The 21,897-nt window shown below is 49.7% G+C and carries 17 protein-coding genes; 6 read left to right on the top strand and 11 right to left on the bottom strand.

All coding sequences use genetic code 11. The features are described 5' to 3' along the window. Positions 1-25 precede the first annotated feature (25 nt). Positions 26-550, bottom strand: coding sequence for a 23S rRNA accumulation protein YceD (gene yceD, locus AC6R0L_RS18285; RefSeq protein ID WP_334552537.1), 525 nt, complete (start codon positions 548-550; stop codon positions 26-28). A 149-nt stretch (positions 551-699) separates the two neighbouring features. On the opposite strand from yceD, the gene AC6R0L_RS18280 reads away from it, so the two are divergent. Beyond that, complete coding sequence (locus AC6R0L_RS18280) at positions 700-1,281, top strand: Maf family protein (RefSeq protein WP_500630069.1); 582 nt, start codon at positions 700-702, stop codon at positions 1,279-1,281. 46 nt (positions 1,282-1,327) lie between these two features. Here AC6R0L_RS18280 and rluC read toward each other — a convergent pair whose 3' ends face one another. Beyond that, the gene (gene rluC / locus AC6R0L_RS18275) at positions 1,328-2,269 is read right to left on the bottom strand and encodes a 23S rRNA pseudouridine(955/2504/2580) synthase RluC (protein WP_500630068.1); all 942 of its coding nucleotides are present in this window, start codon (positions 2,267-2,269) and stop codon (positions 1,328-1,330) included. A gap of 571 nt (positions 2,270-2,840) precedes the next feature. Between rluC and rne the strand changes: the two genes are divergently transcribed. Together rne and AC6R0L_RS18265 are read left to right on the top strand one after the other, a co-directional pair. Then, complete coding sequence (gene rne / locus AC6R0L_RS18270; RefSeq protein ID WP_500630067.1) at positions 2,841-5,864, top strand: ribonuclease E; 3,024 nt, start codon at positions 2,841-2,843, stop codon at positions 5,862-5,864. A gap of 258 nt (positions 5,865-6,122) precedes the next feature. Next, a complete protein-coding gene (locus AC6R0L_RS18265; RefSeq protein WP_500630066.1) occupies positions 6,123-7,682 on the top strand; it encodes a SulP family inorganic anion transporter in 1,560 nt (519 codons plus the stop codon). Positions 7,683-7,756: 74 nt separating this feature from the next. Here AC6R0L_RS18265 and rnd read toward each other — a convergent pair whose 3' ends face one another. The 8 genes from rnd to AC6R0L_RS18225 form a co-directional block, all read right to left on the bottom strand. Then, a complete protein-coding gene (rnd, locus tag AC6R0L_RS18260; RefSeq protein ID WP_500630065.1) occupies positions 7,757-8,872 on the bottom strand; it encodes a ribonuclease D in 1,116 nt (371 codons plus the stop codon). Between the two features lie 110 nt (positions 8,873-8,982). Continuing rightward, positions 8,983-10,674: a long-chain-fatty-acid--CoA ligase FadD gene (gene fadD, locus AC6R0L_RS18255; RefSeq protein WP_500630064.1), complete on the bottom strand. Its 1,692-nt coding sequence runs from the start codon at positions 10,672-10,674 to the stop codon at positions 8,983-8,985. 108 nt (positions 10,675-10,782) lie between these two features. Next, the gene (locus AC6R0L_RS18250) at positions 10,783-11,640 is read right to left on the bottom strand and encodes an alpha/beta fold hydrolase (protein WP_500630063.1); all 858 of its coding nucleotides are present in this window, start codon (positions 11,638-11,640) and stop codon (positions 10,783-10,785) included. Next, positions 11,637-12,173, bottom strand: a complete 537-nt coding sequence (locus tag AC6R0L_RS18245; RefSeq protein WP_500626098.1) for a Slp family lipoprotein — start codon at positions 12,171-12,173, stop codon at positions 11,637-11,639. The genes AC6R0L_RS18250 and AC6R0L_RS18245 overlap by 4 nt, the downstream gene beginning before the upstream one ends. A 32-nt stretch (positions 12,174-12,205) precedes the next feature. Then, positions 12,206-12,508: a chromosome partitioning protein ParA gene (locus AC6R0L_RS18240; protein ID WP_500626097.1), complete on the bottom strand. Its 303-nt coding sequence runs from the start codon at positions 12,506-12,508 to the stop codon at positions 12,206-12,208. A 38-nt stretch (positions 12,509-12,546) separates the two neighbouring features. Further along, positions 12,547-13,248: a tRNA (adenosine(37)-N6)-threonylcarbamoyltransferase complex dimerization subunit type 1 TsaB gene (gene tsaB / locus AC6R0L_RS18235; protein ID WP_500630062.1), complete on the bottom strand. Its 702-nt coding sequence runs from the start codon at positions 13,246-13,248 to the stop codon at positions 12,547-12,549. A 23-nt stretch (positions 13,249-13,271) separates the two neighbouring features. Further along, a complete protein-coding gene (gene yoaA / locus AC6R0L_RS18230; protein WP_500630061.1) occupies positions 13,272-15,188 on the bottom strand; it encodes a DNA repair helicase YoaA in 1,917 nt (638 codons plus the stop codon). A gap of 112 nt (positions 15,189-15,300) precedes the next feature. Continuing rightward, positions 15,301-15,501, bottom strand: a complete 201-nt coding sequence (locus AC6R0L_RS18225) for a hypothetical protein (RefSeq protein WP_334552549.1) — start codon at positions 15,499-15,501, stop codon at positions 15,301-15,303. Between the two features lie 266 nt (positions 15,502-15,767). Between AC6R0L_RS18225 and purU the strand changes: the two genes are divergently transcribed. Further along, on the top strand, positions 15,768-16,601 hold the full coding sequence (gene purU / locus AC6R0L_RS18220; RefSeq protein WP_500630060.1) for a formyltetrahydrofolate deformylase: 834 nt from the start codon (positions 15,768-15,770) through the stop codon (positions 16,599-16,601). Between the two features lie 68 nt (positions 16,602-16,669). Here purU and AC6R0L_RS18215 read toward each other — a convergent pair whose 3' ends face one another. Further along, positions 16,670-18,673 carry an FAD-dependent oxidoreductase gene (locus tag AC6R0L_RS18215; RefSeq protein ID WP_500630081.1) on the bottom strand — a complete coding sequence of 668 codons (2,004 nt, stop codon included), beginning with the start codon at positions 18,671-18,673 and terminating at the stop codon, positions 16,670-16,672. Between the two features lie 199 nt (positions 18,674-18,872). Here AC6R0L_RS18215 and sppA point away from each other — a divergent pair, with 199 nt between their 5' ends. After that, on the top strand, positions 18,873-20,723 hold the full coding sequence (gene sppA, locus AC6R0L_RS18210; protein ID WP_500630059.1) for a signal peptide peptidase SppA: 1,851 nt from the start codon (positions 18,873-18,875) through the stop codon (positions 20,721-20,723). Between the two features lie 115 nt (positions 20,724-20,838). Then, positions 20,839-21,855 carry an asparaginase gene (gene ansA, locus AC6R0L_RS18205; protein WP_500630058.1) on the top strand — a complete coding sequence of 339 codons (1,017 nt, stop codon included), beginning with the start codon at positions 20,839-20,841 and terminating at the stop codon, positions 21,853-21,855. The last annotated feature ends 42 nt before the right edge of the window (positions 21,856-21,897 follow it).

The raw sequence follows: 21,897 nt of genomic DNA, 5'->3' as shown, positions 1-21,897 counted from the left end.
TTAAAGTGTCTTGCTTACTAAAAAGTTAACGCTTTAAGCTTTTCAAAACATCGAATGGATTCGGCTTCTCTTCCACTACCTCTTCTGGAAGGTCACCAAACACCATGTTATCTGAATCAACGCTACAATCCGCTTCATCATGCATTGCTACTTGAGGCAAGTTGAGAATGAACTCGTCTTCAACTAACTGTATTAGGTCGACTTCACCGTACTCGTTCAGATCTACCAAATCGTACTCTTCCGGTGCGTCTTCTTCACTCTTCTCGCTATAGTATGGCGTGTAAGTGAATTCGACTTCGCACTCATGTGCGAAAACCTCATTACAGCGTTGACACTCTAAATCGACTTCGATGTTAGCTTTACCAGAGATAACAACAAGTCGCTGTTCATCCAACTCAAATGACAATGACACTTGAGCGTCGCGTTTAACGCCTTCGACCGATTCGCTTAAGCGCTTAAAAAGACTTTCTTGAATGATACCATCATAATCAAGACGCTTTTGAGCTGCTCTTGCGGGATCAACCGTTCGCGGTATTTTTACCTTTTGCATAGGGCGCGAATTCTATCTTCCAATTCATTTTGAGTCAAAGGAAAAGGAGAAAAAGTTGGACTTTTTTTCCTTTGCTCCACCAGAGCAATGATCTTAGCAAAAAGATCCTTTAAGCTCACCTAAATCAAACAAAACACTGATGATTTAAAATGCACTCTTACCCACTCGTCTTAGCGTCCACCTCTCCTTACCGTCAACTATTGTTGGAAAAACTCGGTCTCACGTTTAGCGCCATCGCACCAGACTGTGACGAAACACCACTGAGAAACGAATCGCCTCAAGCGTTAGTGGAACGTCTCGCAATGGGTAAAGCGCAAGGCTGTTCACTATCGCAGCCGAGCCTTGTCATCGGTAGCGATCAAGTGTGTGTTATTGACGGCGAAATTGTTGGTAAGCCCCATACACGTGAGCGCGCCATTGAACAACTGCGTCGGCAAAGCGGCCGTGCGATCTGTTTTTACACAGGCGTTGCCTTATTCAACAGTGCCACCCAAGCGCTGCACACCCGGGTCGATACGTTTACCGTGCATTTTCGCACGCTGACCGAGCAGCAAATTGAACGCTATGTCGATAAAGAGCAGCCCTTTTATTGCGCAGGGAGCTTTAAAAGTGAAGGGTTAGGTATTGCGCTGTTTGAGCGCTTAGAAGGCAAGGACCCCAACACCTTGGTCGGATTACCCTTGATTGATTTAGTCGACATGCTTGAGCAAGAGGGCGTATCCGTCCTTTAGACTGACACGCCCTGTTTTTACTCGTCGCGCGAATGAACCGCTGGGGTTAGGACCTTAGCCCGGCTAACGCCTTTTCAAGCTTTGGCTCCATAGGCGCGCTGATCTCCATCCAATCTTGCGTCTGCGGATGGACAAATTGGATCGTCGCCGCATGCAAAAATAGGCGATCCAACCCAACTTGCCCGGTATAGGCATCAAACCGGCGATCTCCATATCGGTCATCCCATGCGATAGGATGACCTACATATTGGGTGTGCACACGGATCTGGTGAGTGCGCCCTGTAATTGGACTGGCCTGAATTAAGGTAGCCTGTTCAAACTCTTCAATTATTTTAAAGCGCGTCTCAGACGCTTTGCCATTGGGGTTGACGCGCACAATGCTGTTTACTTCGTTTTTCAACAGTGGCGCATTGACCACTTTGCAACTGCGCTTCCATTTCCCCATCACGAGAGCAAAGTAACTCTTTTTGACGGTTTTCTCTCTAAATTGCGCTTGCAGGTGACGCAGTGCTGACCGTTTTTTAGCCACCAGTAAAATCCCGGATGTGTCGCGGTCGATACGGTGCACCAATTCCAAAAATCGAGCTTGGGGCCTCAATGCTCTCAACGCTTCAATCGCACCGAACTTCAAGCCACTGCCACCATGGACTGCGGTACCCGAGGGTTTATTGAGAATGAGTAAGTGATCATCTTCGAAAATGATCATCTGCTCTAGCTCCGCCACCTTACTCAGCTTTGTGCTTGGGGCAATGTCTTCGGTTTTTTCTTCGACCGTCACCGGCGGAATTCGAACCAAGTCACCCGCTTGCAGTTTGTACTCAGCTTTGACGCGTTTTTTGTTCACTCGTACTTCGCCTTTGCGCAAAATGCGGTAAACCACACTTTTCGGCAGGCTTTTGAGTTGGTTGCGCAAAAAGTTATCAATGCGCTGACCAGCCATGTCGTCATCTATATCGACGAATTGGACTTTCGTTCTAATTTCGCTCATCGGGCTATTCTAACACTCTCATAACCGTGCTTGAAATCACATTTCCTCTGCAATTTAAACGCGGTTTTATCTCAAACAATGAGTCTCAGTTCTGCTACGGATACTTTTTAACCGTGGCATTTGCAAATCTGTATTAAAACCAAACTAATAACTTTAAATACAAGGCGTTATAAAAAACAAAATTTGATTTTTTAGCGTTTTATTATAAAGCAGATTGCTGTGTTTACTGGGTACTGCTATAGTTCACACCTGCAATAAATGATTTGGTTGCATTTTACACAAACCCAATCATCTTAGCGCAAGACGGTAAGTAGCCCGCTAATTTAGCAAAATGCAGCATACGGCGTAAGACATTTTCGACATTAGTAAAATTGTTGCCCTGCTTACTGCTCCATCACGTTTGAGTATCGACCGCTAATGATAGCGGCTTACACGCCAGCGCGTGTAAGACTGAAGTGCCCTGAGAGCATCCCTCCAGCCGGGAGGCTGCAACGACATAAGCCATGGGATCAGGCACCGTGATAGAGAAAAAAGGCAACAATATACAAAAGAATGACAACGAGATTTATCAATGAAAAGAATGTTAATTAACGCAACTCAAAAAGAAGAGTTGCGTGTTGCACTGGTTGATGGCCAGCGACTGTATGATCTAGATATCGAAAGTCCAGGACATGAATCAAAGAAAGCAAATATCTACAAAGGACGTATCACCCGCATCGAACCTAGTCTAGAAGCCGCCTTCGTTGACTACGGTGCAGAAAGACACGGTTTCCTCCCTCTCAAAGAAATTGCCCGCGAATACTTCCCTAACGGTTACACCTATCAAGGTCGTCCAAGCATTAAAGAAGTGCTAAAGGAAGGCCAAGAAGTGATCGTGCAGGTAGAGAAAGAAGAGCGTGGTAGTAAAGGCGCAGCCTTAACCACCTTTATCTCTCTTGCGGGTAGTTATCTTGTATTAATGCCAAACAACCCACGCGCGGGTGGTATTTCTCGACGCATTGAAGGCGACGAGCGTACTGAACTCAAAGCGGCATTGAGCACGCTTGAGCTTCCGCAAGGCATGGGACTGATTGTTCGCACCGCGGGTGTGGGCAAAAGTGCTGAAGAGCTGAAGTGGGACTTGAACGTTCTGCTTAACCATTGGGGTGCGATCAAACAAGCCTCTGATGCGAATCCAGCACCGTTCTTGATTCACCAAGAAAGTAACGTGATTGTCCGAGCGATTCGTGACTATTTGCGCCGCGATATTGGTGAAATTCTGATCGACAGCAACACCATTTACGAACGTGCACTTGAGCACATCCGTTTGGTGCGTCCTGACTTTGTCAATCGTGTGAAAAAGTACGATGGTGAAGTGCCACTGTTTAGCCACTACCAAATTGAAAGCCAGATCGAATCTGCCTTCCAACGCGAAGTGCGCCTGCCTTCAGGCGGTTCTATCGTTATTGACCCAACGGAAGCGTTGACGTCTATCGATATCAACTCGGCACGCGCGACCAAAGGTGGCGACATTGAAGAGACAGCGCTCAACACTAACCTAGAAGCGGCAGATGAGATCGCACGCCAATTGCGTTTACGTGATTTGGGTGGTCTAGTCGTCATCGACTTCATCGATATGACACCGGTGCGTCACCAGCGTGAAGTTGAAAACCGTCTTCGTGATGCGGTTCGTATGGACAGAGCGCGCGTGCAAATTGGTCGTATCTCTCGCTTTGGCTTGCTAGAAATGTCTCGCCAACGCCTAAGCCCATCGCTTGCAGAAGCGAGCCACCATATTTGTCCTCGCTGTAGCGGTACAGGCGTGGTGCGTGATAACGAATCACTTGCCCTGTCAGTATTGCGCTTGATTGAAGAAGAAGCACTAAAAGATAACACTGCTCAAGTGTTGGCTGTGGTTCCTGTACCTATCGCTTCTTACTTGTTGAATGAAAAACGTCGCTCGGTGAACCACATCGAACGCATTCAAGAAGTTAAAATTACTGTGGTACCGAACTCTGACATGGAAACCCCTCACTTCGATGTGATTCGTGTACGTGAAGGTGAAGAGTTTGATCTGCTCTCTTATTTGCTACCACAAAAATTGGAAGCGATGAAGGAAGCAGAAGGCCGTGATGTTGCAGAAACAGAAGTGAAACCGAAGAAAATCGAAGAGCCTGCTCTTAAAGGATTTGCCTCGGCAACACCATCTGCACCAACGCCACCACCTGCTGCGCCAAAAGCGGTAGAGAAACCGGTTGAAGAAACTCCGGCTCAACCTGGTGTCGTTGCTCGCTTGTTTAAAGCACTGGCTGGCTTCTTGTTTGGTTCTAATAGCGAAGCAGAGAAGAAAGAAGAAAAACCAGTAGAAAGCGAGAAGAAAGACAACGCGCGTAACAACAATCGCAATCGTCGTGGTCGCAATGACAATCGCCGTCGTAACAACAATCGTGATGACAAACGCGATAACCGTGATGACCGCCGTCGTAATAGCAACCGTGATGACAAGCGTCGCAATAACAACCGCGATGAAGTCGAAGCGACAGAAAACAACGCGATCACTGAGCGTAAGAGCCAGAACCGCAAGCCAAAGCAAGATCGCCGCAATACCAAGCGCGATGATGCCACAAAAGGCAATGCGAAAGTCGCGGAAGAAGGATTGAAGCTTGCCGCTGATGCTCAGCAAACTGAGCCTACCAAAGCGCGCGAAAAGAAAACTGAAAAAGTGAAAGAGCGTCGCCAGCGCCGCAAACTCACCAAACAGGTTCGCGTGAAAGATCAACAAGCTCAGGCCCAAGCCGATGCCAATGCTCAAGAAGCAAAAGCTGAGGCGGTTGTTGAGTCCGTCGAACAGACGAACGATACAGCGAATGAACAAGCTGAACAGCCTAAGCAGCGCCGCAACCGCCGCTCACCGCGTCACTTACGTGCAAGTGGTCAGCGTCGTCGTCGTGGACGTGATCGTCGCCCTAACCCGTTCCGCTTACGTAAAGGCGGTGTCGCGTCACCAGAAATGGCGATGGGTAAAGTGATGCCAAGCTACGGCATTACTAAACCTACTGCGAAGCCTAAAGTGGAAAAAGAGACCACAGAGGTAACAGTGACCCTTGGTGGATTTGCCTGCCCAGAAATGGCAATGGGTAAAGTGATCATTCGTCGCGAGCACCCGGTCCAGGCTCAAGCTGAGGCAGTGCCGTCAACACCAGTGGAAGCCGAAGTGGTGAACGTCACTCCTGAAGCGCCTAAAGCGATCAAAACCGAAAAGGTTGAGGCTTCAGCGCCAGTTGAAGCCGTCGCAGACAAGGTGGTTGAAGAGACCGTCGCGACGAAATCAGCGCCAGCGACTCCAGTCTCTGAGCCAGTGACCCCTGCTGTTGAACCTGTAGTTGAACAGGCAGAAGTCAAACCGGAACCGAAAGTGGTTAAGCCAGCGACGGCTTCTCCTCTGAAAGGATTTGCTTCTGCACCAATGGCTAAAGCCCCTGGCAGCGATGAAATGAAAGAGATTTCAGTGGTCGCCGCGCCTCTTCGTCAAAAGCGCTATCAGCCTAAAGGAGCCGGCAGTCAAGTCGCGCGCAACCAGGCAAGCGCAGCGATGGCAAAGCCACAAGGTTACTAATACAGCCTTAATCCCTCAGTAAAACAGCCCCTTTTGGGGCTGTTTTTTTCTCTGTGATACACCCTCACTGTGTCACACACCACATGCTACACTCTAGTCATTATTGAACTTAATCACACTTTTAGGTAGCATTCGCGGTCTCGAACTGAATTAACGTTTTAGCAACCCTTTCGATGCCCATATCAAAAGTATCATCGCATTTTGCGCACTATGACGTCATTCAGACTAGGCCTAACTCATGAGCAGAACAAAATAAGTATGTTTGAATTTCCTCAATTTTCTAAGCACTCGGTGAAAAACGATGTGCTCTCTGGCCTAACGGTCGCCCTGGCTTTAGTCCCAGAAGCCGTCGCTTTCGCGTTTGTCGCCGGCGTTGACCCTATGGTTGGCCTGTACGCCGCCTTTATTGTTGGTTTAATTACGTCCATTTTTGGCGGTCGTCCAGGTATGATTTCAGGCGCGACGGGTGCCATGGCCGTGGTTATGGTTTCACTGGTAGCCAGTCATGGCGTACAGTATTTATTCGCTGCCATCATGCTTGCCGGCATCTTACAAGTCGCCGCGGGTATCTTTAAGCTGGGTAAATTTATTCGCATCGTACCTCACCCTGTGATGATCGGCTTTGTGAATGGATTGGCGATCGTTATCTTCCTCGCTCAGTTAGGCCAATTTAAAGCCCCGGATATCAACGGTATTCTGACTTGGCTACCACAAGGTCAAATGATGCTGATGTTGGGCTTAGTTGCACTTACCATGGCCATCATCCATTTCTTACCTAAAATCACTACAGCAGTGCCCTCTTCGCTCGTGGCCATCGTGACCGTCACCGCTTTGGTGGTGGGTTTAGACCTCGAAACACGTACCGTGGTTGACTTTCTTCGTACCATGTCTGGTGATGAAGCTGCAACACTGGCGGGCTCACTGCCCACCTTCTCCATTCCTATGGTGCCGTTTACCCTTGAGACGCTGCAAATCATCCTACCCTACGCCATCATTTTAGCGGCGATTGGCCTGATCGAATCACTATTAACCCTGACAGTACTCGATGAAATGACCAATACTCGCGGTCAATCTAACCGCGAATGTATCGGCCAAGGTATGGCGAATATGACCTGCTCCGTCTTTGGTGCGATGGGTGGTTGTGCCATGATTGGTCAATCGATGATTAACGTCAATTCGGGTGGTCGTGGCCGCCTTTCCGGTATTGTTGCCGCGGTTGCCTTGCTGATGTTTATTTTATTTGCATCGGCTCTGATTGAGATGATTCCGCTCGCGGCTCTGGTTGGCGTCATGTTTATGGTTGTGATCGGTACCTTTGAATGGGCGACCTTCAAACTAGCACGCCGCGTACCAAAACAAGATTTCTTCGTGATTGTTCTCGTCACTGTGGTCACGGTATTGACTGACCTTGCCGTTGCCGTAGCGGTTGGCGTGATCGCGTCGGCCTTGATGTTTGCTTGGCAGCACGCCAAACACATTTATGCTGATACGCGCATCAATGACGAGGGGTCAAAAGAGTACAAGATTCATGGTCCGGTGTTTTTTGGCTCTACCGCCAACTTCCTCGAGCTGTTTAACGCACAAGATGATCCAAGTGATGTGATCGTCGATTTTGCTGACTCTCGCGTCACCGACCACTCAGCGATTGAGGCCATTGAAACCTTGGCGGATCGCTACGCGACCGTCGGTAAGACATTGCACCTGCGCCACCTCAGTCCAGACTGCCGTAAGCTGCTACATAAAGCCGGTAGCTTAGTGGAAATCAATGTCAAAGAAGACCCAAGCTACAAGGTGGCCACCGACGTCTTAGCAGGCTAACGGCCCGCTTTTTGTCGATAGCATTCAAACAGTAAGGGCTTCCACTTGGAAGCCCTTTTTATTAACCGCGATGATTACAGCAGTTGATTCAACTTTTCGCCCACTAACGACTTACGCCATCCTTGCATCACGTCCGGTAAGGCCACAGGATCTCGGTCTTTTTTCCACACCCAAGTGATGATCTGATTGAGCTGTTTTTTTGAGGCAATGAATTCAGTCGCCAGACCTGAGCTTTGTCCAGCGTGCTTAACTTCATCCTTTAGACGTTTAAACACCTGCTTGTAGCCTGGTAAATCCATCAAACGTTCAATTTTCTCTGGGTACTCGTCGACTGGCGTCATTTTGGCTTCTTTCACCAACGAAATGAGTCGCGTAGCATGACGTTGCACGGATCTTGGGTCCATGCCTTCTTGCTCCATACGCTGCTTGTTTTGCAAACCCAGTCTCGCGACGTTGAGCAAATCATTTTCTTTAAACACAAAGTTTAACGCTAGGTCACGACGCAGCGCTTCTTTATAACGCCAAGTGGCCAGAGGCTTCAATATGGCCAGCTCTTTAGGTTTCAGTTGCCACGCGCCCTTGATGTCTAAATAAGCTTTAGCTGGATCGATGCTTTTGATGCGCTTTGCGGCCAGCATTTCGCTCTCCTGCTGCGCTGCGTCCCACCAGCCTGCTTGAGTCACTGCATCAAGCAGTTTTTCATACAGTGGCAAGAGGTAGAACACGTCTGCCGCCGCGTAGTCGAGTTGCTTATCTGAGAGTGGACGAGCTAGCCAATCAGTGCGTGATTCACTTTTATCGAGCTCTACACCTAAGTAGTGATTAACTAGGGCAGCAAAGCCAGTTGACAGGCCGTGGCCGAGAAACGCCGCCATCACTTGCGTGTCTACCATGGGAAACGGCAAGCAATCGAAGCTATTGTTAAACACTTCTAAATCTTCACCACAGGCATGAAGCACTTTCAGCACCGAACTGTCTTTAAGCAGAGCCACAAACTCACTCATGTCATCAATCACGGTTGGATCGATTAATGAGAGCTGCTCGCCATCGAACAGTTGTATCAGCCCTAGCTGCGGGTAGAAGGTGCGCGTTCTGACAAACTCGGTATCGAGCATCACTACATCCACCTGGCGTGCTTGCTGGCAGATAGAGTTAAGTTGTTGGGTATCGGTAATGATTTGGTAATTCACAAAGGTCTCGCTACGCCTATAGAGTGGCGTTCTAGTTGCGGCACATAAAAAATGCCGACCATGGTTATGTCGGCATTCTAACATCAAAGCTTACGATCTGCTTAGCGAGTTTAGCTGTCGTGCTTGGCGAGATTCGCTTCGTTTTCCTCTCGCAGAACGCGACGTAAAATCTTACCAACGTTGGTTTTAGGTAAGTCTTCTCTGAACTCAACTAATTTTGGCACTTTATAGCCGGTCAGATGCTTACGACAGTGAGCAATCACTTCCTCTTTGGTGAGGCTTGGATCTCGCTTGACAACGTATACCTTCACCACTTCACCAGAGACGTCGTGAGATTGACCGATTGCCGCCACTTCTAGCACCTTGCCATGCAGAGCAACCACATCTTCAATCTCATTCGGGTAGACGTTGAAACCGGAGACCAGAATCATGTCTTTTTTACGATCGACAATATAAATCATGCCGTGCTCGTCGAATTTGACGATGTCACCCGTTGATAACCAACCTTCGCTGTTGATCACCTCTTTGGTCGCTTCCGGGCGCTGCCAGTAGCCTTGCATCACTTGAGGGCCGCGTACTTGCAGCTCTCCAACCTCGGTGGTTGGTAATACCTGTCCGGCATCATCCACAATACGCACTTCCGTTGAGGGAACAGGCAAGCCAATCGCACCTGTGTAGTCTTTTAAATCGTAAGGGTTCCCCGTCACTAGTGGCGAGCATTCGGTCAGCCCATAGCCTTCAAGTAAGTGAATACCCGTCGTCTTCTTCCATTGGCCGGCAACCGCGCGCTGCACCGCCATCCCCCCACCAACGGCGAGCTTAAGCTTGCTGAAGTCGAGTTCGTGGAAATCTTCATTGCTCACCAAGGCATTGAACAAGGTGTTCACCCCAGTGATGGCGGTGAAAGGGTGCTTTTGCAACTCTTTGACAAAGCCTGGAATGTCTCTTGGGTTGGTGATCAACAGGTTCTGACACCCCAGTTCAACAAACAGCAAACAGTTCACCGTCAGAGCGAATACGTGATACAGCGGCAGCGCTGTTACCACTAATTCACGCCCTTCTGTCAAGACAGGGCCGTAAGCACCTTTCGCCTGCAAAACGTTAGCAATCATATTGCGGTGGGTTAGGATTGCGCCTTTCGCTACCCCTGTCGTCCCGCCCGTGTATTGTAAGAACGCAATGTCATCTCCCGACATAAACGGCTTCACGTACTGTAGACGACGGCCTTTGTGGAGGGCTTTACGCATCGAGATCGCCCCAGGCAAGTCATATTTGGGCACCATGCCTTTGACGTACTTAACGACAAAATCGACCAAGGTACCTTTCGCTCGAGGCAGCATTTGCCCAAGGCTCGTCAACACCACGTGCTTAACAGGTGTGTTCTCCACCACTTGCTCAAGCGTACTGGCAAAGTTGGAGACAATCACAATCGCTTTGGCACCAGAGTCATTGAGCTGATGCTCCAACTCACGTGGCGTGTAAAGCGGGTTAACGTTGACGGCGATCAGCCCAGCTCGTAGTACACCAAACAGGGCGACCGGATATTGCAGCAAGTTTGGCATCATCAACGCGACGCGATCACCCTTTTGCAACTTAAGATCGTTTTGCAGATAGGCGGCAAACGCTCGGCTGCGTTCCTCCAATTTACGGAAGGTCATCACCGACCCCATATTCACAAAAGCAGGTTGATCCGCGTATTTTTGTACGGACTGCTCAAACATCTCAACCAGAGATGGATACTGGTCCGGGTTAATGTGCTCAGGTACATCGCTTGGATAGCGTGACAACCAAGGTTTATCCACGTTAATACTCCTCGAAAAAACAGCGTGCGCGCGCCGATATCGTTATGTTGTTATTGGCCTATTACAGCACAGGCGCAGCGCCCGCGCACGGAAGACTCAAACACTTGTTTAAATTTTGTTAACTAAGCCAAAAATTAGGTCAGATACTCTAGAAGGATGCTCTAAATGGCAGTGATGTCCGCCCGAGATAGTGACAAACTCGCGCACCGGATTTGCCTCTGACGCCATAGCCTTCAAATGAGAAAAGCCTTGCTCTCCCAGCACAATGATCTGGGGGCAGACTATCGCATCGCGGATCGCTTGAGCATGCTGATGAGACATCCGGTAGAGGGAATCACTTTGCAAAGCGGTGTCATGGCGCCAAGCCCAGCCCTGTTCGGTTTGCTTAATTCCACGCAGCACAAGCGGTGCAATTTGTGCCTCCGTCAGCGAGTTGACCGAGGCACGCCGGGCTATCGCCTCGTCCGCTGAGCTCATCAAACGCACAGGTTTACGACGAATACGTTGGCGGCTCAGTACCCCTTGACGCAATCTTGTGACCGCACACTCCGGCGTCTCCGCAAGCGGCCCATCGCCTTCAATCTGGACTAATCCAGCCACCTGTTCTGGAAACGCGGCACTATAGCAACTTGCGATCAAAGCACCAAGCGAATGTCCAACCAATACGGTTCTGTTTGGCGATAACTTAGCCAAAACTTGGTAAACATCGTCGATATAGTCATGAAACGAATAGAAATGAGGAGAGGCTTTATGAAATGAGTGCCCATGTCCAGGCAAGTCTACGGCGCACAAGTGGGCCTGAGGTGACTGATGCGCTAGTGCTGTCATTACAGTAGTGAAACTGGCGGCGTTGTCTAACCAACCGTGCAAAAAAACGACCGAGACATCGGCCGTTTGTTTATCTCCTAGCTCAAGGGTGGCGACCTTGCCGCCATCAATCTGGTAGTGGCAATGTTCAAACGTCATTTGACTTCCTGAATCACGCGACCTTCTCTTGGTCGGTACCCCACATCACGACAGTAGTAGCCTCGGCAAGGGAACATATAGCTGCCAAAGTCATCCACAATCACGCGCTCTTCGATACGCCACAAGTGAAGGGTCGCTTGTTTCATCACAGGAAACTGATGTAAGTAATCACCTACTTTACCCTCTTCGACACCCGCAGATTGCCCCAGCGTCGTGATCAAGCGTCCTTGAGCTAAGCTAACAGGGTCCACAAAACCGGGCACATAGGCGACGTAGCGACCGTTGGGCTCTTGCGTGATGTCAGGCTTACCACTACTTGAGATAGGCAGATTGACTATTTCTATCCGCGTTTGTGAATCCAGATTCTTCACGTCGGCAATCACGCCGCCAAGGCGCACAGGGTGAGATTGTGAGGCATCCCACTGTGCGTAATCTGTCACGAGCGCAGGGTCGTCATTCACTAGCTGTGTGGGCAGTGTGCTGCATGCCGTCATGAGAAACGTAGTCGCAAAAAGGAGTAGTGCTGATTTCATCGGAGACTCATTATCGGAAAAAGGAAAGTGTGCTAGATATAGAGATCGACACCAAGCATCTGCGAGAGTTCATCTCGCTTCACCTGATGCATCACAGTCATATACTCTTCCATCGCTTTACGGCTCTTGCCTTCTGGAAGATCATATTGAACCTTCGCCCGTTCGACGTCAGATTCTGTGATGGGGCGAATAGTATTCGCAACGGCGTTTGCCACCTTGGTCGGCTGCGAAACCTCATTACCCTTGCTTTGCTTGTTTACCCCCTGTTTTTTATTAGCTTTATTCGCACGATTCGGTCCGGGGACCGAAGGGGGTAAACCGTTTATAGACACCATACTATTCACTCATTCCGCTGTACGCTCACTGGGCAGTATTATTCACGCCCAGGAAGCTTTTTCCACGCAACCGTATCGCGAAGATAAACAGGGCTGGCTTCTTCTGCACTGACACTGCGTCCCTCTCGCCACGCTTGTTCGGCCAAGATCACCATATCCCGCGCGTCTGGGAAGAGCAGATCACCCGCTTTCAGCGTTAATGGGAGTTCCGCCAGCGGCGCTTGATAGGTTTGCCACCCCGTCCCTGCCGTATGCCAGCACTGCGCATCAGAAGGCGTGCGTTGAACGAGCTCATCGGGAGCAATCACGCACTCTTCATCCACATTGGCCCAACTGCCATCTTCTTGACGCTGAAAACGTCCCCAATACACTTCACTCATGCGAGCATCAATGGCGCACGCAACTTGTTCCGCTTGGTGGAGACGGTAGCTACCTTGAGCCATCGCGGCGAGTGTTGACACACCAATCATGGGCAGATCCGCACCAAACGCTAAACCTTGTGCAATACCAATGCCAATACGTACGCCAGTAAAACTACCCGGGCCTTGACCAAAGGCTAACGCGTCTAAATCTTGTAGCGTAAGCCCGGCTTCTTTTAGCACTTCATCGACCATAGGAAGAATCTTCTTGGTGTGATCACGCGGGGCGACTTCACTGCGAACAAACACTTTGTCAAAGGCTAATAGGGCCACAGAGCAGTTCTCTGTAGCGGTATCTAGGGCAAGAATTTTTGCGCTCATGAGGTTCTCTAAATCTAATTTCATTAATCTTTATTGGGCTGGAGGAACTGCTTTATCGCTTCAATATCCCGTGTACGAGGAATTAGAGGTAAACTGGCTAAGAACACGCCACCGTAATCACGTGTTACTAATCGATTATCACAAATGATTAGCGCTCCCCTGTCCGTTTTATCACGAATCAAACGCCCTACGCCCTGCTTTAAGGTAATCACCGCATCAGGAATTTGTACCTGTGCAAACGGGTCTCCCCCTTTTAACTGACAATCCTCAATACGTGCTTTCAGCAGTGGGTCATCGGGCGCGGTAAACGGTAATTTGTCGATAATAACACAGCTCAGCGCGTCGCCTCTAACATCTATCCCTTCCCAAAAGGCCCCTGTCGCTACCAGCAGTGCATTACCCAACTCCATAAACTCCGCCAAGGTCTTTTGCTTACTGGTCTCACCTTGCATAAGAACCGGGACATTCAGTACCGCGCGAAATCGCTCAGTCAACTCTCGCATCATCGAATGGGAGGTACACAAGAAAAAGCAGCGACCTTGGTTTTGTTCAATGACAGGCGCGAGTAAAGCAACCAGTTTGTCTGGTAAACCCGCCGAATTTGGCTCAGGAAGATAACGGGGCACGCAAAGTCTCGCCTGCTGTTGGTAATCAAATGGGCTAGGTAGCGACATCTGCTGAGTGGGCTGTATACCCAAACGCGACGTGAAGTGAGCAAAATCTTGATTGACCGCTAACGTTGCAGAGGTAAATACCCACGCACCGGGTTTGAGCGTCATTTGTTCATGGAACTTATCCGCCACACTCAAGGGCGTAATGTGCAAACTGAAATGACGAGGCGTCGTGTCATACCAGTAGGAGTAGCCCGTGATTGAGACATCACACACGCGCTCCAAGCGCCCTTTGATGGTACTCGCTCGCTCAAAAGCGCTATCAAGCAATTGGCTGCGGCCAAGGGCTAATTTCAACACTTCAACGGTAAAATCAAGGCTCTCTTCAAGACGGTTTAACTCTCGAGCGATCGACGGTGATTTGATCGCTTCACGCCAATTGCCACGAAACCCAGGTTCACCCAGAGTAATGCGCAGATCCATCGCACATTGACCCAGTTTTTCCGCTACCTTTTGCAGTTGACGCATGTCTTTTGCTTCGGTGCGATAGGCGATCTCAATATCCTTGCACAGCTCCTGTATTTGGCGACTGGATAACGACTGACCAAAATACTGGCTAGCAATATCCGGCAGTTGGTGTGCCTCGTCGAATATAAACACGTCCGATTCTGGGATCAGTTCACCAAACCCCGTCTCTTTAATGGCTAAATCGGCCAAAAAGAGGTGATGATTGACGACAACCACATCCGCTTCCATCGCTTTTTTACGCGCTTTGAGTACAAAACAGTCTTGGTAGCTAGGGCACTCTTTTCCCAAGCAGTTATCGTTGGTGGACGTAATGGTCGGAATCACAGGGCTGTCTTCCGCAATCGCATCACAATCGCCCAAATCTCCGGTTTTTGTCTCTGAAGACCAGCTGCGTACTTTGACCAACTGACTGAGTAAGGTCGGATCCGAACTTTGATGGTGACTCTCGAGCATTTGTCGGCTTAGACGATCTAGACAGAGATAGTTTGCACGACCTTTCAGCAAGGCCACTTGTCCGTAAAACCCGAGCGCTTCGACCATCAGTGGTAGATCGCGGTGGTAGAGCTGCTCTTGTAAGTTCTTTGAGCCAGTACTGATTACGGTTTTCTTGCCGCTTTGCAGCGCGGGCACCAAGTAGGCGAACGTTTTTCCGGTTCCCGTTCCCGCTTCAACCACGAGCTGCGAACCATCTTGAATCGCTTGATGCACCGCCTCTGCCATATCTAACTGTGCTTGGCGAGGCTGAAAGCCTGGGATGGCCTTGCCCAAGGCGCCATCTTGAGTGAAGGTTTTTGCAATCATTCGACAATACGATAAGAGGGGTTGCTGGGGATTATGTCAGTTTTTTAAAAAGGGCGCGAATGTGTTTGGCGCCCTAAGTTGGTAGATAGCAAGTAGAGAGGTGACGAGTGGATTAGCGTTTGTTGAGGTAACGCGCTAACCACGCAGGACCGGAAAATCCAGTGTGCTGATCAAGCATGGCTCTGGCCGCTTCGCTTGGCGACGCTTTGCTTTCCCACATTTCTCCTAAAATTTGTTCATCAATTTCATGATCACCGAGCAGCGCATGAACACGCTCAGAATACAGTTTGCGGGCGAGGAGTTCTTTATCCATACATACCACCTTAAACAACTCTTTGAGAGTAGAATGAGTCAACCTTGAGCTTATTCGTATTGCCCGAACAGTGCGCCCTCATTTCACTGGCCTGCGACCTTCATTGACGATACAGAGAAGCAGATAATCAATTAACTCAGATTAATTGTTGAAACCAATCTGATATTAGTTTAATTGTAGCTTCAATATTGCGTGTGGCTTCACCGTTCGAAGCGGCGCAAAAATTTTACTTTTAAAAAAAAATAATTCTCGGAAGTATCGACTTAATGGAAAAGAAAACACTACTGACGCACTGTACAGACGCTGCGGGCCTGATTTCTAAAATCACTAACATCTGTTATAAGCATCAACTCAACATCATTCACAACAACGAATTTGTCGACAATACCAGCGGCCACTTCTTCATGCGTACCGAATTGGAAGGTTACTTCAACGACCAAACCTTGTTGGCCGATCTAGACCAAGCGCTACCTGCAGGCACGAAACGTAAATTGATTGGTTCTGAGCGCAAACGCATTGTCATTTTGGTCACCAAAGAAGCGCACTGCTTGGGTGATATTCTGATGAAAAATTACGATGGTAGCCTAGATGTTGAGATTGCGGCCGTGGTCGGTAACTACGACAACCTGCAAAGCCTGACAGAAAAGTTTGATATCCCTTACCACTGCATCTCTCACGAAGGGTTAAACCGTGAGGAGCATGAGCAGAAAATGCTGGAAGTGATTGAGCAGTATGAACCGCACTACTTAGTGCTCGCGAAATACATGCGCGTTCTTACTCCCTCTTTTGTCGAAAAGTACAACCATAAGATCATCAACATTCACCACAGCTTCTTGCCTGCGTTTATTGGCGCGAAACCATATCAGCAAGCGTATGAGCGCGGTGTCAAAATCATCGGAGCAACGGCGCATTTTGTCACCAACGACCTCGATGAAGGTCCGATCATTAAGCAGGACGTGATTCCAGTTGATCATAACTTCAACGCCCAAGATATGGCGCAAGCAGGTCGCGATGTGGAGAAAAACGTTCTCAGCAAAGCGCTAACCAAAGTCCTTAATGACCATGTGTTTGTCTACGGAAACAAGACAGTCATTTTGTAACGCTTTCTCAGTGGGAATAAAAAAACGCCAGATGGACTGACTCCATCTGGCGTTTTCTATTGAACACATTAGAGCTTAATCGCCAGCTCGACCCCTTGTTTAATTGCGCGCACCGCATCCAACTCACCGGCATAATCCGCGCCGCCAATCACATGCAGTTTGTCGCCAAACTTCTCCCACTCATTCTCAAACGGACGAACGGATTCTTGGCCCGCGCAGATGATCACTTTGTCGGCCTCGAGTAACTGCTTTTGTTCATCAATCGCAATGTGCAGGCCTTGGTCGTCAATCTTCTCGTAACTCACCCCACCGAGCAGGTGAACCCCACGTTTTTCCAGTGTGCGCTTATGAATCCAACCTGTGGTTTTTCCCGGACCTTTGCCGACACGCCCTTTACGACGTTGCAACACCCACACGGTTTTATCACTGAGCGAGTCTGGGTAAGGGAACAAGCCGCCCGGATGTGAAATCGCTTTGTCGATACCCCACTCATGCAGCCAATCGTCAAGATTGTGTCCTTGAGGCTCGGTGAGCATGGTGGCAACGTCGACGCCAATGCCGCCGGCTCCCACAATCGCCACCTTGTCGCCAACGTAGGTTTTTTCGCGGATTAGAGTTTGGTAATCCACCACTTTCTCTTGGTTCTCAATCCCCTCAATAGTCACTTTACGAGGTTCAACACCACTGGCCATGACCACTTCATCGTACTCCGCCAATAGATCGAAATTCGCTTCCGTCTCTAAATGGAGTTTGACGCCCGTTTCATCAATGCGGTTAGCAAAATAGCGGATGGTCTCACGAAACTCTTCCTTGCCCGGGATCTGCATGGCAAGACGGAACTGACCACCGATACGGTCACTGCGTTCAAACAAATCCACTTGATGGCCTCGCTCGGCCAAAGTCGTGGCACACGCCAGGCCAGCAGGACCTGCGCCCACCACGGCAATGTTTTTCGCCTTCTGCACCGGAGAAACAATCCACTCTTCCTCTCGACAGGCGAGCGGGTTGACTAAGCAGCTTGCACGTTTGCCTTTGAAGACGTTGTCCAGACAGGCTTGGTTACAACCGATGCAGGTGTTGATGAGCTTCGCCTTGTCCTGCTCGGCTTTGGCGACGAAATATGGGTCTGCTAAGAATGGACGCGCCATCGAGACCATATCCGCATGGCCACTCTCTAAGATTCGCTCCGCTTCATCGGGCATATTGATTCGGTTACACGTCACAATCGGCACATTGACATGCGGCTTCACTTTCTCGGTCACCCACGTAAACGCTCCTCGCGGGACTTGCGTCGCAATGGTTGGAATCCGCGCTTCGTGCCAGCCGATGCCGGTATTGATGATGGTGACCCCAGCCGCTTCTAGCGCTTTGGCAAGCATCACCACTTCATCAAATGTGCTGCCCTCTTCCACCAGATCCAGCATCGATAGGCGGAAAATGATAATGAACTCTTCGCCAACCGCTTTGCGAATGGCTTTGACGATCTCTAGGGGAAAACGCATACGATTTTCGTAACTACCACCCCAATCGTCGTAGCGCATATTGGTTCGTTTACAGATGAACTGGTTAATGAGATAACCTTCCGACCCCATCACTTCCACGCCATCATATCCTGCCAACTGAGCTAACTGCGCACTGTTTGCAAACGCATCGATGGTTTTCTTGATTTGACGAGCACTCATTTCACTTGGTGCAAAACGCGCAATGGGCGCTTTAATGGAAGAAGCACTTTGGGAGAAGGGGTGCATTGCATAGCGACCTGCGTGCAACAGTTGCAACGCAATCTTGCTGCCATGTTGGTGGACCGCTTCGGTCACGACCTTGTGTGCTTGTGCATGTTTCGGCTTACTGAATTCAGCCGAAAATGGATGAAGACGACCGCGCAAATTGGGCGAAAAGCCGCCCGTCACAATTAAACCGACACCGCCTTTGGCACGTTCAGCGTAGAAAGCGGCAAGTTTTCCAAGGCCTTCTTTCTGTTCTTCAAGGCCGGTGTGCATAGAGCCCATCAAGACACGGTTTCGAATCTGAGTAAAGCCGAGATCTAAGGGCTTGAGTAGGTTTGGGTACATGGCAGACATCACTATACTGTTTATTATTGTGGTCTGACCACGATATGAGCTTCTTTATAAAAAATCAAACAGGTGTTTACATTTTTGTAACACCGATCAATCTTACAGTTGTTCCACTCCACGAGTTTCAGTAGGATGGAGGGTGTCCGGACATCTAGGGTAACCCCATCACCTGCGTTGACGTCGCAGCGGAGATAGAATGAAAAAAATATTCAAAATCATAGGGATGATTTTCAAGGGAATGTGGAAACTGCTCACCTTCCTACGCATCGCCCTAACCAATCTGATCTTTTTGGCGAGCATCGCTGTTATCTACTTCCTCTACACCGCTACGGATGCCCCGCCGCCATCGGTGCCAAAAGAATCCGCACTCGTGCTTAACCTCTCTGGCCCGATTGTTGAGCAGCCTCGCTACATCAACGCGATGGACTCTTTGACCGGCTCCCTATTTGGCCAAGAGATGCCAAGAGAGAATGTCCTGTTTGAACTGGTGGACACCATTCGCCACGCCAAAGACGACAGCAGCATCAGCGGCCTAGTGCTCGCGCTGCGCGACATGCCGGAAACCAATCTCACGAAACTGCGTTACATCGCCAAAGCCTTGAATGAGTTTAAAGCATCGGGCAAGCCCATCTATGCGGTCGGGGACATCTACAACCAAAGCCAGTACTACCTCGCCAGCTACGCGGATAAGATTTATCTTGCTCCGGATGGCGCTGTGATGCTCAAAGGCTACAGCGCGTACTCGCTATACTACAAAACCTTGCTTGAAAAGCTGGATGTCAGCACGCACGTTTTCCGCGTTGGTAGCTATAAATCGGCTGTGGAACCGTTTCTGCGTGATGATATGTCCAATGAAGCGCGTGAATCCGCGTCACGTTGGCTTGGTCAACTGTGGGGCGCGTACGTTGACGATGTGGCGACCAACCGCCAAATCAGTGCAGAAAAACTCAATCCAGATATGGATAGCTTCCTAACACTGCTTGAGCAATACCAAGGTGATTTAGCGGCGCTATCTAAAGGATTAGGCTTGGTGGATCAACTAGCGACGCGCCAACAAGTGCGCAGCGAATTGATCGACGTGTTTGGCAGTGATGGTGACGATAGCTACAACTACATCACTTACTATGAATACTTACCGACCATGCGCATGCCGCTGAATCTTGCGCAAGATGATATCGCCGTCGTGGTGGCAAGCGGCGCGATCATGGATGGCTCACAGCCCCGTGGTACCGTCGGTGGCGACACCACTGCTGCCTTACTTCGTCAAGCGCGAAGCGATGACAAGGTGAAAGCGGTCGTGTTGCGCGTTGACAGCCCCGGAGGCAGCGCCTTCGCCTCAGAAGTGATTCGCAATGAAGTCGAAGCGCTGCGCGCGGCGGGCAAGCCTGTGGTGGTGTCGATGTCGAGCCTAGCGGCCTCTGGCGGTTACTGGATATCAATGAGCGCCGACAGCATTGTGGCGCAGCCAACGACGCTCACTGGGTCAATTGGTATCTTCAGTGTTATCACGACATTTGAAAAAGGGCTCAACAAACTCGGCATTTATACCGATGGCGTTGGCACATCACCGTTTTCTGATGTCGGTGTGACCACCGGTTTGTCAGACGGCGCCTCGCAAGCCATTCAGATGGGTATCGAGCATGGCTACCATCGCTTTGTCGGCTTGGTCAGCGACGCTCGAGATATTCCGCGCAAAGATATGGACGCGCTGGCACAAGGTCGCGTTTGGACGGGTCAAGACGCCCTAAACTTAGGCCTTATCGACAAAATTGGTGACTTTGACGATGCGATTGCACTCGCGGCTGAGCTTGCCAACATCGAGGACTACAACATTTACTGGGTTGAAGAGCCACTCTCGCCAGCGCAGCAGTTCTTGCAAGAGCTTATCAACCAAGTGGAAGTGCGCATTGGCTTAGACGTAAGCGCGCTGCTACCCGCCTCACTCTCTCCCGTAATTCATCAATTGAGTAGTGATGCCGACCTATTGCAAAGCTTCAATGATCCTAAAGGTCACTATGCGTTTTGCTTGAACTGCCAAGTGCAATAGGACAAGCACTCCTCTGACCTAGGGCATGACAGCGCCACTCACGCTGCCATGCCCTTTTTTCTGCGAGTAATTGATATATAATCGCGCACACTTCCCTACATACGGTTTCTGAGTCATGGCTAGAAAACATATCTACATCGCCTACACAGGCGGAACAATTGGCATGAAAAAGTCACACGATCACGGTTACGTGCCGGTGGCTGGATTTATGGAAAAACAGCTCGCAAGTATGCCGGAGTTCCACCGCCCAGAAATGCCTGAATACACCATTCACGAATACGACCCGCTGATTGATTCGTCCGACATGACCCCGGCCGACTGGCAACAAATTGCTGACGACATCCGTGATAACTACGACAAGTACGACGGTTTTGTCATTCTTCACGGCACCGACACCATGGCGTACACCGCCTCCGCGCTCTCCTTCATGCTGGAGAACTTAGGTAAACCCGTGATTGTGACAGGCTCACAAATTCCACTGGCAGAACTGCGCTCTGACGGCCAAGCGAATTTGCTCAATGCCCTGCACATCGCTGCCAATTACCCCATCAACGAAGTGACGCTGTTTTTTAACAACAAACTGATGCGCGGTAACCGAAGCACAAAATCTCATGCCGACGGTTTTAATGCTTTTACATCACCTAACTTACCTCCTCTGCTGGAAGCGGGCATTAATATTCAAGTGAGTAAAGATGTCACGGTAGGCCAAATGCCGTGTGGCGAGTTTAAAGTGCATGATATTACCCCTCAGCCGATTGGCGTCATTACCATGTACCCTGGCATCTCGCATGAAGTCATTCGCAACACCCTGCTACAACCTGTGAATGCGATGATTCTGCTGACTTTTGGTGTTGGCAACGCGCCGCAAAACCCACAGCTTCTGGCTCATCTTCAAGAGGCGTCTGAACGTGGTGTGATCGTCGTGAATTTAACCCAGTGTTTGGCGGGTAAAGTCAACATGGGCGGTTACGCAACAGGCTGCGCCTTGGCTGAAGCGGGCGTGATCAGCGGCTTTGATATGACGCGCGAAGCGGCGCTAGCCAAACTGCATTATTTGCTCAGCCAAAACCTCTCTTACGACGAGGTAAAAGTGCAAATGCAACAGGTGCTGCGCGGCGAAATGACGCTCTAGTCCGATGTGACTCAAAACGAATCATAAAAAGGGGCTGATGTA

This window comes from Vibrio sp. R15-SG3-ISO1A, assembly GCF_059833955.1.
The sequence above is the reverse complement of the archived record's forward strand: the minus strand, read 5'-3'. Positions and strand labels throughout refer to the sequence as shown.

Excerpts from the sequence above, each read along its gene's own strand:
- yceD (WP_334552537.1), bottom strand. The coding sequence starts at position 550 with ATGCAAAAGGTAAAAATACCGCGAACGGTTGATCCCGCAAGAGCAGCT.
- AC6R0L_RS18280 (WP_500630069.1), top strand. The coding sequence starts at position 700 with ATGCACTCTTACCCACTCGTCTTAGCGTCCACCTCTCCTTACCGTCAA.
- rluC (WP_500630068.1), bottom strand. The coding sequence starts at position 2,269 with ATGAGCGAAATTAGAACGAAAGTCCAATTCGTCGATATAGATGACGAC.
- rne (WP_500630067.1), top strand. The coding sequence starts at position 2,841 with ATGAAAAGAATGTTAATTAACGCAACTCAAAAAGAAGAGTTGCGTGTT.
- AC6R0L_RS18265 (WP_500630066.1), top strand. The coding sequence starts at position 6,123 with ATGTTTGAATTTCCTCAATTTTCTAAGCACTCGGTGAAAAACGATGTG.
- AC6R0L_RS18250 (WP_500630063.1), bottom strand. The coding sequence starts at position 11,640 with ATGACGTTTGAACATTGCCACTACCAGATTGATGGCGGCAAGGTCGCC.
- AC6R0L_RS18245 (WP_500626098.1), bottom strand. The coding sequence starts at position 12,173 with ATGAAATCAGCACTACTCCTTTTTGCGACTACGTTTCTCATGACGGCA.
- AC6R0L_RS18240 (WP_500626097.1), bottom strand. The coding sequence starts at position 12,508 with ATGGTGTCTATAAACGGTTTACCCCCTTCGGTCCCCGGACCGAATCGT.
- tsaB (WP_500630062.1), bottom strand. The coding sequence starts at position 13,248 with ATGAGCGCAAAAATTCTTGCCCTAGATACCGCTACAGAGAACTGCTCT.
- yoaA (WP_500630061.1), bottom strand. The coding sequence starts at position 15,188 with ATGATTGCAAAAACCTTCACTCAAGATGGCGCCTTGGGCAAGGCCATC.
- AC6R0L_RS18225 (WP_334552549.1), bottom strand. The coding sequence starts at position 15,501 with ATGGATAAAGAACTCCTCGCCCGCAAACTGTATTCTGAGCGTGTTCAT.
- purU (WP_500630060.1), top strand. The coding sequence starts at position 15,768 with ATGGAAAAGAAAACACTACTGACGCACTGTACAGACGCTGCGGGCCTG.
- AC6R0L_RS18215 (WP_500630081.1), bottom strand. The coding sequence starts at position 18,673 with ATGTACCCAAACCTACTCAAGCCCTTAGATCTCGGCTTTACTCAGATT.
- sppA (WP_500630059.1), top strand. The coding sequence starts at position 18,873 with ATGAAAAAAATATTCAAAATCATAGGGATGATTTTCAAGGGAATGTGG.
- ansA (WP_500630058.1), top strand. The coding sequence starts at position 20,839 with ATGGCTAGAAAACATATCTACATCGCCTACACAGGCGGAACAATTGGC.